Annotated in this window: 9 protein-coding genes; 3 read left to right on the top strand and 6 right to left on the bottom strand. The window is 71.4% G+C overall.

What is annotated here, in order from left to right; translation table 11 throughout:
• The first annotated feature begins 28 nt into the window (after positions 1 to 28).
• Positions 29 to 1,240, top strand: coding sequence for an ROK family transcriptional regulator (locus AC07NG_RS21305; RefSeq protein ID WP_494596208.1), 1,212 nt, complete (start codon positions 29 to 31; stop codon positions 1,238 to 1,240).
• A gap of 8 nt (positions 1,241 to 1,248) precedes the next feature.
• Positions 1,249 to 1,557 (top strand): DUF1244 domain-containing protein, encoded by a 309-nt coding sequence (locus tag AC07NG_RS21300; RefSeq protein WP_494596207.1) that lies wholly within the window; start codon positions 1,249 to 1,251, stop codon positions 1,555 to 1,557.
• Here the strand turns inward: AC07NG_RS21300 and AC07NG_RS21295 are convergent.
• The 6 genes from AC07NG_RS21295 to AC07NG_RS21270 all read right to left on the bottom strand — a co-directional run bounded on the left by AC07NG_RS21295 (position 1,554) and on the right by AC07NG_RS21270 (position 11,799).
• A complete protein-coding gene (locus AC07NG_RS21295) occupies positions 1,554 to 2,279 on the bottom strand; it encodes an SGNH/GDSL hydrolase family protein (protein WP_494596205.1) in 726 nt (241 codons plus the stop codon). The two genes, AC07NG_RS21300 and AC07NG_RS21295, sit on opposite strands and share 4 nt — an antisense overlap.
• Positions 2,276 to 5,701, bottom strand: coding sequence for a glycosyl hydrolase 2 galactose-binding domain-containing protein (locus AC07NG_RS21290; protein WP_494596203.1), 3,426 nt, complete (start codon positions 5,699 to 5,701; stop codon positions 2,276 to 2,278). Before AC07NG_RS21290 ends, AC07NG_RS21295 begins: the two co-directional genes overlap by 4 nt.
• A 51-nt stretch (positions 5,702 to 5,752) precedes the next feature.
• On the bottom strand, positions 5,753 to 7,234 hold the full coding sequence (locus AC07NG_RS21285; protein WP_494596202.1) for a carboxylesterase/lipase family protein: 1,482 nt from the start codon (positions 7,232 to 7,234) through the stop codon (positions 5,753 to 5,755).
• Positions 7,235 to 7,259: 25 nt separating this feature from the next.
• Positions 7,260 to 8,183, bottom strand: coding sequence for an ROK family protein (locus AC07NG_RS21280; RefSeq protein WP_492856849.1), 924 nt, complete (start codon positions 8,181 to 8,183; stop codon positions 7,260 to 7,262).
• 116 nt (positions 8,184 to 8,299) lie between these two features.
• Positions 8,300 to 9,490, bottom strand: a complete 1,191-nt coding sequence (locus AC07NG_RS21275; RefSeq protein ID WP_494596201.1) for a glycoside hydrolase family 27 protein — start codon at positions 9,488 to 9,490, stop codon at positions 8,300 to 8,302.
• A gap of 308 nt (positions 9,491 to 9,798) precedes the next feature.
• The gene (locus tag AC07NG_RS21270; protein ID WP_494596200.1) at positions 9,799 to 11,799 is read right to left on the bottom strand and encodes a TonB-dependent receptor; all 2,001 of its coding nucleotides are present in this window, start codon (positions 11,797 to 11,799) and stop codon (positions 9,799 to 9,801) included.
• Positions 11,800 to 11,976: 177 nt separating this feature from the next.
• On the opposite strand from AC07NG_RS21270, the gene AC07NG_RS21265 reads away from it, so the two are divergent.
• A complete protein-coding gene (locus AC07NG_RS21265) occupies positions 11,977 to 14,007 on the top strand; it encodes a phytase (RefSeq protein ID WP_494596199.1) in 2,031 nt (676 codons plus the stop codon).
• The last annotated feature ends 148 nt before the right edge of the window (positions 14,008 to 14,155 follow it).

The following is a 14,155-nucleotide window of genomic DNA, read 5'->3' as shown; positions in this document are numbered from 1 at the left end:
GTCCCGCAGGTGCTAAGCCAGACCTCAGATGAGCCAGTCGCCCAAAAGCCCCGTCCGCAAGACCTCGCAAGCCGGCCCCAGCCTGTCGGGCACGAACCTGGAGCGGGCGGGCGACTACAATCAGCGCGTCACCCTGCAGTCGATCCGCATCGGCGGGGCCAAGACCAAGCCCGAGATCGCCGCCCTAACCGGGCTGACGGTGCCGGCCATCACCAACATCACCAAGCGCCTGCTCGACGACGGGCTGATCCTGGAGGCCGGCAAGCTGCACGGCGGCCGGGGCCAGCCGGCCATGACCCTGGCGGTCAATCCGGACGGCTGCTTCTCGATCGGCCTCAACATCGACCGCGACCACGTCACCATCCTGCTGCTGGACTTCGCCGGCCAGGTGCGGGCGCGCTCGACCTGGGAAGTGGCCTTCGCCGGGCCGGACGCCGTGGTCGAGTTCTTCGAGACCAACTGGAACGCCTTCCTCAAGACCGAGGGCGTGCAGGCCGAGCGGATCATCGGCGTGGGCGTGGCCATGCCCGACGACATGGCCCGCGTGGACCTGCCCCACCGCCCCGCCGAGTACGGGGCCTGGAACAGCACCGACGTGCGCGAGCTGCTGTCGCGCCGCCACGACCTGCCGGTCACCGTCGAGAACGACGCCGCCGCCGCGGCCCTGGGCGAGCTGCACTTCGGTCACGGCCTGAACGCGCCGAGCTTCTTCTACGTGCTGGTGACCTCGGGCCTGGGCGGCGGCCTGGTGGTCGAGGGCGAGTATTTCCGGGGCGCGCAAGGGCGCAGCGGCGAGCTGGGCTTCCTGCCGGTGACCTCGCCGCGCATCGACGTGGCGACGTTGCAGGAAGCGGTGTCGCTGTCGGCCCTGGCCCAGTTCCTCGAAAACAACGGCGTCGTCATCACCGCCCCGGGCGAGCTGGAGGCCCTGCCGGCCGACGGCCAGGCGATGATCGAGGCCTGGATCGACCTGGCCGCCGACCTACTGACCGGACCGATGGTCGCCGTCAGCTGCCTGATCAACCCGCAGGCCGTCTATGTGGGCGGCCGCCTGCCCGAGACCCTGGTCGATCGCCTGGCCGAGGCCCTGAACGCCAAGCTTGCCGCCGTGCCCGGCGTGCCGTCGTTGGCCCCTGTGCAGCGCGCGGCCCTGGCGGCCGACGCCCCGGCCATGGGCGCGGCCATCCTGCCGATCATCGAGCGCCTGCTGCCCTCGCGCGCGGCCCTGCAGAAGACCTGAGAGCACCGATGTCCGTAGAGATCGACGACCGCCTCGCCGCCGCCGCCTTCCGCCGGCTGGTCGAGCATCTGCGCCTGCGCACCGACGCCCAGAACGTCGACCTGATGGGCCTGGCCGGCTTCTGCCGCAACTGCCTGGCCGACTGGGTGCACGAGGCCTCGGAAGGGTCGCTCGACAAGGATCAGGCCCGCGAGGCGATCTACGGCATGCCGCAGTCGGAGTGGAAGGCCAGGCACCAGGCGCCGGCCACGCCCGAGCAACTGGCGCGTATGGAAGCCAGCGTTGCGCTGAACAAGCGGCTGCGGGGCGAGGGCTAACCCAGCGCCGCCTTCACCGCCGCCAGGGCGACGGGCTCCATCACCCCGTAGCCGTCCTGCGTCGGATGGACCTGATCGTAGGCCAGGCCCGGCTTCATGCCCGCGCGGCCGTCGTCCATCACCGCCGTGTAGTCGGCGAACACGCAGCCCTGCTCGGCGGCGAAGGCGCGGATCCAGGCGTTGAGGCGCGGGATCTCGACGTCGGGATGCAGGGCCGGCTTCCAGGGATAGGTCGCCGCCGGGGTGATCGAGCCGACGATCACCCGGATCCCCGCCGCCTTGGCCAGGGCGACCATGGCCGAGAGGTTGTTCCTCGTCGCGACGGGGTCGAAAGGACCGGTGTTGCCGGCGATGTCGTTGGTCCCGGCCAGGATATGCACCGCCGTCGGCTTGAGGGCCACGACGTCGGGCGTGAAGCGCAGCAGCATCTGCGGCGTCGTCTGGCCGCCGATGCCGCGTCCGATGAAGCCGTTGGCCTCGAAGAAGCTGGGCCGCGCATCCTTCCAGCCCTGGGTGATCGAGTCGCCGATGAACACACAGCGCCGCCGCTCGGCCGGCAGGGCCGCGTCGGCCGTATTGGCGTCACGGTAGCGGCCCAGCCACGGCCAGTCGGTGTGGAGCCGGACCTCCTCCTCGCTCGGCGGGGTCTGGGCCAGTGCGGCGCCAGCCAGGGCCAAACCGGGCAAGGCAAGGCCGGCGGCGAGCAGCAGGCGGCGGTTCATCGGACGGTCTCCACGCGGGGCTTCACGTTCCAGCCGCGCAGGGCGACCTTGGCTCCCTTGGCCTTGCTCGCCGGGAAGCGGACCTCGACCGTGCGGGTCTCGCCCGGCAGCAGCGAGACGTAGTTGTCGGAATAGTAGGCCGGCAGGATCCGGTCGCCCCTGACGTCCACCAGGGTCAGCTTGGCGTTCAGGGCCGGAGCCTCGCCGGTGTTGGACAGGGTGACGGCGACCAGCCCCTCCCCGTTCGCGGCCTTGCCTGCCTTGGCCGCCAGGCTCACCGGCTGGGCCGGCATGTCGGCGAGGCGCCGCTCACCCGCGTCGTCCTGGCCGATCCAGTAGAGGTTGCGCGACAGCAAGACGCCGTCGGCGGCGGTCAGGTCGAGGCGCACCACGGCCGCCTCGCCGGCTTTCAGGCCAAGGTCGAGCGCGCGGCCGGGCGTCACCGCGTTGGCGGCGGCGTCGACGGGGTCGGTCCGGTCGCTCAGCACCTTGCCCGACAGGTCGAGCACCCGGGTCCGCAAGCTCGCGCCCGCCACTGGCGCGGTCGTGTTGTTGACCACCGCCAGGGCGTGGTCGGCCAGGCTCATCTGGGTGTGGACGCGCTCCGAAGCCGCCTTGGTTCCGTAGAAGGCGCCGTGGGTGTCGTAGTCGTGGCTGAGGATCTGCCACATCGTCGAAGGCCAGGCGGGCTGGGTCATCCACAGCAGGCGGCCCGACGACTTGGTCCAGAGCTCCTGGTTCATGCCCTCGAACATCGCCCGATGGGTCTCGTAGTTCATCAACTGGGCCTTGCGCTCGAAGTCCTCGAGGCTGGTCGGCGCGCCGAGCTTGCGGGCCATGGCGTCGATGAAGGTCCTGGTCGCGCCGTTCCCGGTGGGGTGCCAGTCGTGATAGGCCCACGTGTCGCTGATCGGCCAGCGGTCGGGCGCGGGCACGGCGGCCTGGAAGGCTTCCAGGGTCGGGAACGACGGCGTGCCGACCTCGACCGAGAAGCCCTTGGCGTGGTCGCTGAAATAGGTCTCGGGCTCACGGTAGTTGTAGGGGCCGCTGTTCTGCAGGTTCACGCGGTTGGAGCTGCCGGTGTACCAGCGCGTGCCGTCCAGATCGTGGACCAGCGCCTCCAGCCCCTCGTTGAGGATCGGCTGCGGCACGCCCTCGTTGCGGCCGAACCACAGGGCGATCGAGGGGTGGTTGCGATAGCGCGCGATGACGTCGGCGGCGTTGTTGAGGAACAGCGGCACGTCTTGCGGCTCGAGCTGGTAATCCTGGGTCGAGGCCCAGAAATCGTTGAGCACCAGCAGGCCGTACTCGTCGGCCAGGTCGTAGAACGGCTCCTCGGTGTTCTGGCCCACCCAGTTGCGGATGGTGTTGAGGCCGGCCTCCTTGTGCAGGCGGAAATAGGGTTCGAGGCGCTCGCGCTCGATGCGCTTGCGCCAGTCGTCCGTGCCCCAGTTGCCGCCCCGCGCGGCGATCTTCACGCCGTTGACCTTGAGCACGAGGTACGGGGCCAGCCCCGTCTCGGGCACGTCCTTGACGGCTTCGGAGGCGTCGCCCTGGGCGGTCAGCGAGGTCGCCCAGCCGTCGACCACCTTGCGGATGCCCTCGTGGGAGCCGTCGGTGACGTCCTGGCCGAGCTGCCGGGCCTTGCTGAAGTCCACCTCGACGCGACGCAGGTGGCCCGACGGGTTCATCAGCGACAGTTCGTAGGTGATCTGGCGGATGCCGAACCGCAGGCGCTTCTCGTCCGAGGCCTGGCCGTCGACCGTGGCGGTCAGGGTCAGGTCGTGCAGCGCCTGGTCGCCATAACCGTTGGGCCACCAGAGTTTCGGATTGGCGACGGCCAGTTGCGGGAACTCGGCGGGGGTCAGGCGGACGGTGGATACGCCGGGTGCGACCGTCTCGGTCTTGCTGACCCGGACGCCATCGAAGGCGGCCGTGACCGTGGCCTGGACGGGATGGTCGGACAGGTTCTCGACCGGCGCGACGATCTCTATCTCGGCCAGGCTGTTGTCCGCTTTCGGCAGCGTCGTGACCACCTGCGGATCGCCCAGGCGCGCGTCGCCGGAGGCTTCCAGCACCACGTCCTGCCACAGGCCGGTGTTGCGGTCGCGGACGCTGGGGATCCAGTCCCAGCCCTCGCTGGCGACGAAGGTCGGACCGTCCAGGGCCATCATGCCGCCGTTCTCGCCGACCCCGGCGGTCAACGACTCCTCGTGCGCCAGACCCGGATGGGTCGGCGGTGATACCTTGACGGCCAGCACATTGCCGGTCGGCTTCAGCTTGCCGGTTACGTCGAAGCGGCCACGCACGAAGGCGCCCTTCATGTCGCCCAGCTTTTCGCCGTTAAGCCACACCTCGGCGGCGTAGTTGACGCCCTTGAAGGTCAGGCGCGGACGCTTGCCGGCCGTGGCGGCGGGTGCGTCGAAGGTGGTGCGGTACCAGTAGGCCTGCTTGTTCAGGCTCTCCGGGATGGCGGTGTTGTTGAGGCCGTAGTCGGGATCGGGATAGACGCCGCGATCGACCAGGGTGGTCAGGACCGTGCCGGGCACGGTGGCGGCGTACCAGGCCTTGGCGTCGAAACCAGGAGAGGTGATCGCCTCGCCGCCCTCGGCGACCTTGGGCGCCTCGACCAGGCTCCAGCGCTTGAGGGTCCAGGCGCCGGGGCCGGCCTCGACCAGCGCCGGACCGGCATAGGGCGGCTTGGCGACGGGGGCCGAGATCGCGCCCTTGCCCTGGGGTCGGGTCCAAGCCTCCTGCGGACTGACCTGGCCGTACATCTGGCGCACCTGGACGGGCCAGGTCGGGCTGCCGGTCTCAAACACGGTCAACGGATCGGGCCTGGCGGCGGCCAGCGCCTTGATCTCGTCGGTCGACAGCGCCCTGGCCTCGGCGCGGAAGCCCGCCACCTGGCCGGCGAAGGGCGCGAAGCCCGGCGCCTTGCGCGGACCGAGGGCGACGACAGCAGGCGTAGCGGCGGCGGGCGCGGTCCCCTGCCCGGCCGGCTTGCCATCGACATAGAGCGTGACCTTGGCGCCGTCCGAGACGGCGGCGACGAAGCGCCAGTCGCCGGGCCTGGGCGCCTCGCCGCCCCGCGTCTGAGCGCCGGCCGCAACGGCGGCGAAACCGTCCGGGCCGACCGCCAGGAAGCGGCCGCTGGCCGGATCGCCGATCCCGGCGGCCAGGGCCGGGGCGACCGGCGGCTCGGAGACCTTGACCCAGGCCGACAGCGACCACGGCGCGCCGGCCGGCAGGGTCTGGCCTTCGCTGGCGCCGGCCAGCGGACGCGACAACCCGTCGCCACCGGTCGGGAAGTCGGCGTTGTAGGGGCCCCAGGATTGGGCGAGCGCGGTCGAGGCCATCAGGGCCAGGGCGCAGCCGGCGAGCAGGCCAGGCTTCAAGACGGACTTCGAGCGGGTCGTCATTTCCGTTTCCTCCTCCGCGCGCGGCTTGATCGCCGCTTGTTGCTGGGTGTTCTAGGGCCGGGTCAGGAACCGGCAGGCAGGCTCGCCGCCCTGCTCCGCCCTCGGCCCGTCGGGGGCGAAGACGAGGCGGCGGGCCGCGCCGTCCTCGGCCGGCCAGGGCCGCAGGCCGGCGGCGTTGGGATCTCCCGTCCGAGCGAAAGCGGCCCAATAGGCCTGCATCGGCGGGCGGCCCGGCGCGGGCCGGTCGAAGACATTGGTCAGCTCCGAGCCATGGCCGACGGCCGCCTGCCCCGGCGGCGGAACGGCCAGCTCGTAGCGCCAGACCTTGCCGCCGGCCTTGGCGCGCAGGGCGGCGACCGAGACGGCCGGGCAGCGGAACATGCGGTCGGTGGCCAATTGCAACACGGCGTCGCCGCGCAAAGGATCGGCGGCCGGCGGCAGGTCTCGGTCGAGGCCGTAGACCGCCAGCACCCGCGGCGCCCGCGCGCCGAAGGTCTCGACCACCCAGGCCTTGGCGCGGACAGGATCACCGCCGAACAGGGCGATCTCGCGGGCGCTGGAGCCGACGATCATCGGCTTGACGGCCGGATCGGCCAGCAGCGCCTCGGGCGCCTTGGACAGCACAGCGCCGTCGATCACCGCCTGGGTCCAGATGAAGCCCTGGTCGTCGATCGGCGCCTTCAGGTCTTCGGCGGCCTTGAGGAGTTCTGAACCCGAGGTCTTGCGCAGATCCACCAGCGACCGCGCGCCGACGCCCCTGGCCAACTGCAGGCCGATCGCCTCGTTCTGTTTCAGACTGCGCGGCGCGAAGCCGAAGCCCGGCGGGCCACTTTGCAGGATCCCTCGCGCGAACAGGCCCCGGGCCTGGGGCACCAGCATGACGAGGCCGACGTCCTGGCCGCCGGCCGAGTGGCCGAACAGGGTGACGTTGCCGGGGTCGCCGCCGAACGCGGCGGCGTTGTCGTGAACCCAGCGCAGGGCCGCGATCAGGTCCATCAGGGCGTAGTTGCCCGAGGCCCCGCCCTGCTCGCGGGTCAGGCCCGGATGCGACAGGAAGCCGAAGACGCCCAGGCGGTACTGCACGCTGACCAGGATGACGCCCTGGTCGACGAGGCTCGACTCCACCGTGCCCGCGCCTGAGCCGGCGTGGTTGGCCCCGCCGTGCACCCAGACCATGACCGGCAGCTTCGCCCCGGCCGCGTGTTTCGGAATCCGGATGTCGAGATAGAGGCAGTCCTCGCTGGACCGCGCGGCGTCGACGGCGTTCCAGCCGCGCGAGGTCTGGAGGCAGGCGGGACCGGACTTCAAGGCGGCGCGTTCGCCGGTCCAGGCTGGCAGCGGGCTCGGCGCTTTCCAGCGCAGATCGCCGACCGGCGGGCTGGCGAAGGGAACGCCGAGGAAGGCCGTGCTTCCGTCCACGCGCTGCTCGCCGACCAGGACACCGGATTTGGTCGAGACCCGCGCCGGCTCGGCGGCCGCCTGCGTTGCCAGCGCTGTCAGGAGCGCCGCGAAAAGGAGGCGGGGCGTCCGCATCGGGCGATCCCTCCTCCTGGCGCCGTCAGGCGGCGACATCGCTGGACCAGTCGGCCTGGTTCCACAGCCGGGCCGCGCCGCGCACGCCCGAGGAGTCGCCCCAGCGCGCCTTGACGATGCGGCTCTCCCAGCGGTCGGTGAAGACGTGCGGTCCCACCAGGCCCGGAAGACGCTCGTACAGCACGTCGACATTGGACATGCCGCCGCCCAGCACGAAGACGTCGGGATCGACGATGTCGGCGATCACCGCCAGGCCGCGGGCCAGGCGATCGAGATAGCGGTCGAGGGCGGCCTGGGCGACCTGGTCGCCGCCGGCGGCGGCCTCGACGATGGCCGCGCCGCTGAGATCGGCGCCGCCGTGCTCGCGGAAGTCGCGGCGGAAGCCGGTGCCCGAGATCCAGGTCTCCAGGCAGCCATGACGGCCGCACCAGCACTGCGGGCCGGGGTTTTCCTCGGCCTTGGGCCAGGGCAGAGGGACATGGCCCCACTCGCCGCCGACGCCGTTGCCGCCCTCGACCAGCTTGCCGTCGACGACGAGGCCGCCGCCGCAGCCGGTGCCGATGATCACCGCGAAGGTCACCCGCGCCCCGGCGGCCGCGCCGTCGGTGGCTTCGGACAGGGCCAGGCAGTTGGCGTCGTTGGCCAGGCGCACCTGACGATCGAGCGCGGCCTCCAGGTCCTCACGGAATCGGCGGCCGTTCAGATAGGTGGTGTTGGCGTTGCGCACGAGGCCGGTGCGCGGCGACACCGAGCCCGGGGCGCCGACCCCGATCGTGCCGCGGCCGCCGGCCGCCTGCTCGGTGCGGGCCACCAGGTCGCGCACGGCGGCCAGGGCGCTGTCGTAGTCGCCGGGCGTGGGAGTGCGGAGGGTCGAAAGCACGCGACCGTCAGACGACAGGGCGGTCGCCTCGATCTTGGTTCCACCGAAATCGATCCCGAGCTGGATCACCCAATACTCCCTGTCGCACGCTCGGCGACTGCGCGCCGACACATATCCGCCGATGGCTTACCCTGGGTCCGCTGGGTGCGCCAGAATTAAAAAACGCTTTTTATTTATTCATAAGGTCACGGCGAGACCGTGACCATGACCACGCCGTGCGGCGCGACCTGCGCCGCGTAGCCGCCCTTGCGCGGGCCCAGGTCCTTCCCCGCCCACAGGTCACGAACTCTGCCCGACAGAGTAGCAGGATAGTCGAGCATCGACCAGTCCACCCGCACCTCCGCCGGCGCCGCGCCGCGATTGAGCAGCACCACCGCCCGGCCGCCGCCTTTCAGCGGCCGCGCCCAGACCTCCAGGTCGCCCTGCCTGGACACCCGCCGCGCCTGGACGCCGAGCGGATCCTGGTCGACGGCGATGACTTCCTTGTTGGTCAGGATCGCCTTGGTGTCGGCGTCCATGTGGCCGATGTCGTTGCCGGCGATCAGCGGCGCGGCCAGCATGGCCCACAGGCTGAAATGCGCGCGGTATTCCTGCGTGGTCATGCCGCCGTTGCCGACCTCGAGCATGTCGGGGTCGTTCCAGTGGCCGGGCTTGGCGTAGGGATGAAGCTCGGCCTGCTTGTCGAGGATGTTGAGCATCCCCAGGCTGTAGCCCTTCACGCCCTCCCAGGCGTCGTAGATGTCGCCGGTGGTGCGCCAGAGGTTGCCGATCTGGGGACCCCAGGTCCAAGGCTTGGAATTTCCCCACTCGCAGATCGAGAAGACGATGTCGCGGCCCGTGGCCTGCAGCGCGGCCGACATGATGTAGTAGGACGACGGCGCATCCTGCGTACCGGCCATGCACCAGTCGTATTTCAGGTAGTCGACGCCCCAGGCGGCGTACTGGCGGGCGTCCTGGTATTCGTAGCCACGGCTGCCGGGCCGGCCGGCGCAGGTCTTCAGGCCGGCGTCGGAATAGATGCCGAACTTCAGGCCCTTGGCGTGGATGTAGTCGCCCAGGGCCTTCATGCCGCTCGGGAAACGCTTGGGATCGGGCTGGATGTCGCCGCGCGCGTCGCGCTCGCCGTGCCAGCAGTCGTCGATGACCACGTAGTCATAGCCGGCGTCCTTCATGCCCGACGAGACCATGGCGTCGGCCATGCGCTTGATCAGGGTCTCGTCGACATTGCAGCCGAACCTGTTCCAGCTGTTCCAGCCCATCGGCGGGGTGCGGGCCAGGCCGTTGTCGGGCAGCGGCGGCGGCGGATCGTCGGCCAAGGCCGGCGCGGCGGCGAACAGCAGGGAGGCGGCCGCCAGGGTCGAGACGAGGCGCTTCATGGGCTCACGCGGAAAGGAAAAGAAGAAGGAAGACGGTCCGCCGATCCCTTGGCTCCCGCGTGCAGGAAATATGGGAAAGGCGCGGGTGGATCGGCGGACCGCGAGGCGACGAAGGCCTCAGTCGTTACTGCGGGAAGATCGGTTGCGCGTGGACGCGCCAGGGCTGCGCCTGAAAGTCATGGTTCCCTCCCGGATCCTGGAGCGGCGTCGAGGCCGCGTCCGGATCGCTTGGGAACGAAGTCATCACGTTCCGCCGGGGCGCGTCAATAGAATAAATAAATTTGCTTTTGTTTTTAGCGGTACCATTCTCAGCGAACGTAGACGACGCCCACCCGCAGGCTGCGCGGCGCGTCGTAGCTGGTGATCCCATCGCCGGTGCGGCCGGTGGCGACCTCGGCGTCCAGGGCGTTGCGCAGCTCGACCTCCAGGCGGGTCGAGGCGCTGACGGCGTAGCGGGCCGAGAGGTTCAGGGTCGTAGCGGCTTGCAGGCGACGGGTGTTGAGGTCGTCGTCGAACCGCGCGCCCTCGTGGCGGGCGGCGAGGAAGAGGTCGAGGCGCTCGGCCGCCTTCCACTCCAGACCGGCCGACGCCGCCAGGCGCGGGGCTTGGGCGGGGCGCTTGCCGTTCAGTTGCGGGGCGTCCGAACCGCCATCGACCTCGGCCCGGGTCGCCATCAGCGCGGCGGTCAGGGCGAGGCGTTCGGAGAGATTGGCGCGGCCTTCCAGCTCCAGCCCGACCGCGTCGATGCGGCCGACGTTCTGGCGCTGGCGCAGCACGCCGCCGGCCGGGATGAAGCCGGCCGTCGGGAAGGTGGCCGGCCCCGTCCCGATCGTGACATTGGCCACAGGATCGTCGAGGCGGTTGAGGAACAGGGTGGCGGTCAGGCTCCCCGCCCGCCCCTCGACGCCGCCGCCGGCCTCGACGCCGTAGAGCCGTTCGGGCTTGAGGGCGGCGTTGGCCTCGGTGACGTCGTTGCCGACCCGGAACGGGCGGTGCAGCTCGTTGAGGCTGGGCGGACGGAAGCCGGCATAGGCGGCGGCGCGCAGGAAGCCGGGGCCGAGATCGCGGCGCAGGCCGATGCGGCCGGTGGGCGTGGTCGCGCTGCGGCCGGCCGGCGCCTCGTCGAGGGTGGCCGCGCCGGTCTGGGCGTCGAACTCGCGGCGGCGGGCGTCGGAGGCGCGCCAGTGGTCCAGACGCAGGTCGCCGGTGGCCAGCCAGGGTCCGGAGGTCCAGCTGGCGTCGGCGTAGATGCCGGCCGTGGTGGTGCGGCCGCCGGCCTCGCGCAGACGGGTGAACTGGCCGGACATGTAGCGGAAGCGCTCGTGGGTCTCGCCCTCGGCGGCGCGGACGTCGGCGCCCAGTTCCCACTCCAGCGGACCGCGCACGCCGCGCAGGGCGGCGTTGAAGCCGAAGCCGTAGGCGGGCGTCTCGTACTGGTCGTTGGCGGGGGTCGTCGAGGCGCGGCCGGTCGCGACCGCGACCGAGCGGTTCTGCAGGTCGCTGACCAGGGTCCAGGCCTGCAGCCGCCAGCCCTTGCGGTCCGGCGACGGCGCCTGGGCGAGAGTCAGGCTGGCCTGGGCGCCGCGCGAGCGGGCGTCGGCGCCGAACAGGCCCGAGCGGCGGTTCTCGTCATGGACGGCGACGCGGGCGGCCAGGGCCGGACCAGCGGCCAGGCGCGTGTCGTAGCGCAGGGCCGCCGACCAGGCCTGCATGGCCAGGGGCTCATCGGCCGCGCCGCGTCCCTCGCGGACGGGGGTCCAGCCGTCGGAGCGCTCGGCCGAGACGCTGGCCAGGATCCCGCCGGCCCCGGCGGTGAGCGCCGCGCGGCGATAGCCGAGCCCGCCAGCCTCGGCGCTGGCCTCCAGCACCTCGGCGCCGCCGTCCCGACCAGTCAGGGCGACGACGCCGGTCAGAGCGCCCGCGCCATAGGCCTGGGCGCCGGCGCCGCGGACGATGCGGACGTCCTGGATCGTCTCGGACGGCAGGCCGCCCCAGATCACCCAGCCGCCGAACGGGTCGTTCTGCGGCACGCCGTCGAGGGTGACCAGCGCCCGCCCGGCCCCGGATGGGGCGATGGCCCGCAGCGACAGCCCCTGGGTCGTCGGATTGGCCGCCAGGCTGGATGTGCGCCGAAACAGCGAGACGCCCGGCGCCCGCGCCAGTTGCTCGTCGAGCCGGGTCGAGCGGGCCCAGACCGGGTCGGCCAGGGTCGAGATGGCGAAGGCCCCCTCCCCCGCCGACGGCGGCAGGCGCGCGCCGGTCACGATGACTTCGGAAACGGGTGTCGCCTCGATGGGGGCGTCGAACATGGCGGCTCCAGGGCGGCGAAAGACTCGGGTCGGACTATAGCCGCTCGGCGCGGAGAAACGCCCGTGTCGGCGAAAGGACTTCGGCGTCATCAATCCGTTTTGAAATCGTCGCATAAGCCACGCGCCGGTCAGGGCTGGCCGCGCAATCCGTCTGAACGACCCTGGGGGATCCACGGAATGACCCATCTTCGCGCCAGCGCCGCCGTCGGCGTGCTCGCCTTCCTGCTCGGCGCCGGATCCGCCCTCGCCGAGGCCCCGGCCTTTGCGCCGGCCGTCTCGACCGCCCCGACCACCGAAGGCGGCGCCAACGGCGTGGCCCTGCTGCGCAATCCGGCCGCGCCCGAGAAGAGCCTGATCGCCGCCACCGGCGAAGGCGGCGGGCTGGAGCTCTATGGCCTGGACGGCCAGCGGGTCGGCGCGATCGCCGGCGGCGAGGTCTACGGCGTCGACGTGCGTGAGCACGAGGGCAAGCCGCTGGTCGCCCTGCTCGACCGCAAGGGCGGCCGCCTGCGCCTAGCGGCCTACGACTTCGCCACCGGCCAGGCCGCCAGTCTCGACGCCAAGCCGCTGACCCTGGACTACGCCGGCGAAGGCGTCTGCCTGTGGCGCGGATCGCGTGATCGCTCGCTCTACGCCTTCACCCTGGGCGTGGCCGGCCAGATGGACCAGTGGCTGCTGTTCCCCACCGCCGACGGCAAGCTGGACGGCCGCATCGTGCGCCGCCTGCACCTGTCGTCCGAGGCCAAGTACTGCGTCGCCGACGACGTGACCGGCGCCCTCTACGTCGCCCAGGAGGCGGTCGGCATCTGGCGCTACGCCGCCGATCCGGAATCCGATCCGGTCCCCACCCTGATCGACGCCAACCGCCTGGGCCAGATCGCCGGCGAGGTGGCGGGCCTGGCCTTGGTCGACGGCGGGCAGAACGCCCGTTTCCTGGTCGCAGCCAACGCCACGGCCGGCGACTACGCCGTCTACGATCGCTCCCAGGACGACGCCTTCACGGGCCTGTTCCGCATCCAGGCCGACCAGCAGAACGCCGTCGAGAACCCCTCGGGCCTGTTCGCCCTGCGCGCCCCCCTGGGCGATCGCCTGCCGGCCGGCGCCCTGCTGGTCGCCGACGACCGCAAGTCGGGCGCGAACATGAAGGTCGTGTCCTGGGCCGACGTCGCCGCGGGGCTCAAGCTGGCCACGGGCGACGCGGCCGGCTCCAGGCCCAAGGCCGACTTCGCCGTGGTCCGCCCGACCATGGAGACCACGCCGGTCGCCCATGACGGCGACGCCGCCGACGATCCGGCCATCTGGGCCAACCCGACCGATCCGGCCAAGAGCGCCATCATCGCCACCGACAAAAAGGGCGGCCTGCTGGTCTACGATCTGACCGGCAAGCCGTTGCAGTACCTGGCCGACGGCAAGATGAACAATGTCGACCTGCGGTCCGGCTTCAAGCTGGCCGGCAAGGATGTGATCCTGGTCACGGCCAGCGACCGCACCCACAAGTCGATCGCCATCTACACGCTGGATCCGGCCACCCGGCAGCTGACCTCGGTCGCCGACGGCATGCAGGCCACGGGGCTTTCGGACCCCTACGGGCTTTGCATGTACCGCGGCAAAAAGGGTGCGACCTACGTCTTCATCAGCGATCCCGACGGTCTGGTGCGGCAGTGGAAGCTGGTCGCGCAAGCCAACGGCAAGGTCCGCGCCGTTCAGGTGCGCGACGTGAAGTTCGACACCCAGACCGAAGGCTGCGTCGCCGACGACGAGACCGGCGCGCTCTACGTGGCCGAAGAGGACGTCGCCCTGTGGCGGCTGGGCGCCGAGCCCTCGGACAACCGCGCGCCCAAGGCCGTCGACCGCGTGGCCGCCAACCCGGCCCTGAAGGACGACCTGGAAGGCGTCGGCATCTACGCCCAGCCGGGCGGCAAGGGCTTCATCGTCGTCTCCAGCCAGGGCAACGACAGCTACGCCGTCTATCGCCGCGAGGGCGACAACGCCTATGTCGGCAGCTTCTCGGTCGTGGCCGACGGGGCCAAGGGCATCGACGGGATCTCCGAGACCGACGGCCTGGAGGTGACCAGCGCCTCGCTGGGCGCGGGCCTGGAAGGCGGCGCCTTCGTCGCCCAGGACGGCCGCAACGTCTTCCCGCCCGAGCACCAGAACTTCAAGCTCGTGCCGTGGTCGGCGATCGCCGGGGCGCTGGGGCTGAAGTAGCAACGGCCTTCGGCCGCCCCCCTCCGGCCCTCCGGGCCACCTCCCCCAGAGGGGGAGGATCCTGGCGCTTCAGATGCTCCCCCTCTGGGGGAGCTGTCGCGGAGCGACTGAGGGGGTAAGCACGGCGCTTCGTCCCCGCGCTTTCGCT

The organism is Caulobacter sp. GW821-FHT10C03, from assembly GCF_059415485.1.
The sequence above is the reverse complement of the archived record's forward strand: the minus strand, read 5'-3'. Positions and strand labels throughout refer to the sequence as shown.

What these genes read in the sequence shown, in the direction of transcription:
- AC07NG_RS21305 (WP_494596208.1), top strand. Translation starts at nt 29, where the DNA reads ATGAGCCAGTCGCCCAAAAGCCCCGTCCGCAAGACCTCGCAAGCCGGC.
- AC07NG_RS21300 (WP_494596207.1), top strand. Translation starts at nt 1,249, where the DNA reads ATGTCCGTAGAGATCGACGACCGCCTCGCCGCCGCCGCCTTCCGCCGG.
- AC07NG_RS21295 (WP_494596205.1), bottom strand. Translation starts at nt 2,279, where the DNA reads ATGAACCGCCGCCTGCTGCTCGCCGCCGGCCTTGCCTTGCCCGGTTTG.
- AC07NG_RS21290 (WP_494596203.1), bottom strand. Translation starts at nt 5,701, where the DNA reads ATGACGACCCGCTCGAAGTCCGTCTTGAAGCCTGGCCTGCTCGCCGGC.
- AC07NG_RS21285 (WP_494596202.1), bottom strand. Translation starts at nt 7,234, where the DNA reads ATGCGGACGCCCCGCCTCCTTTTCGCGGCGCTCCTGACAGCGCTGGCA.
- AC07NG_RS21275 (WP_494596201.1), bottom strand. Translation starts at nt 9,490, where the DNA reads ATGAAGCGCCTCGTCTCGACCCTGGCGGCCGCCTCCCTGCTGTTCGCC.
- AC07NG_RS21270 (WP_494596200.1), bottom strand. Translation starts at nt 11,799, where the DNA reads ATGTTCGACGCCCCCATCGAGGCGACACCCGTTTCCGAAGTCATCGTG.
- AC07NG_RS21265 (WP_494596199.1), top strand. Translation starts at nt 11,977, where the DNA reads ATGACCCATCTTCGCGCCAGCGCCGCCGTCGGCGTGCTCGCCTTCCTG.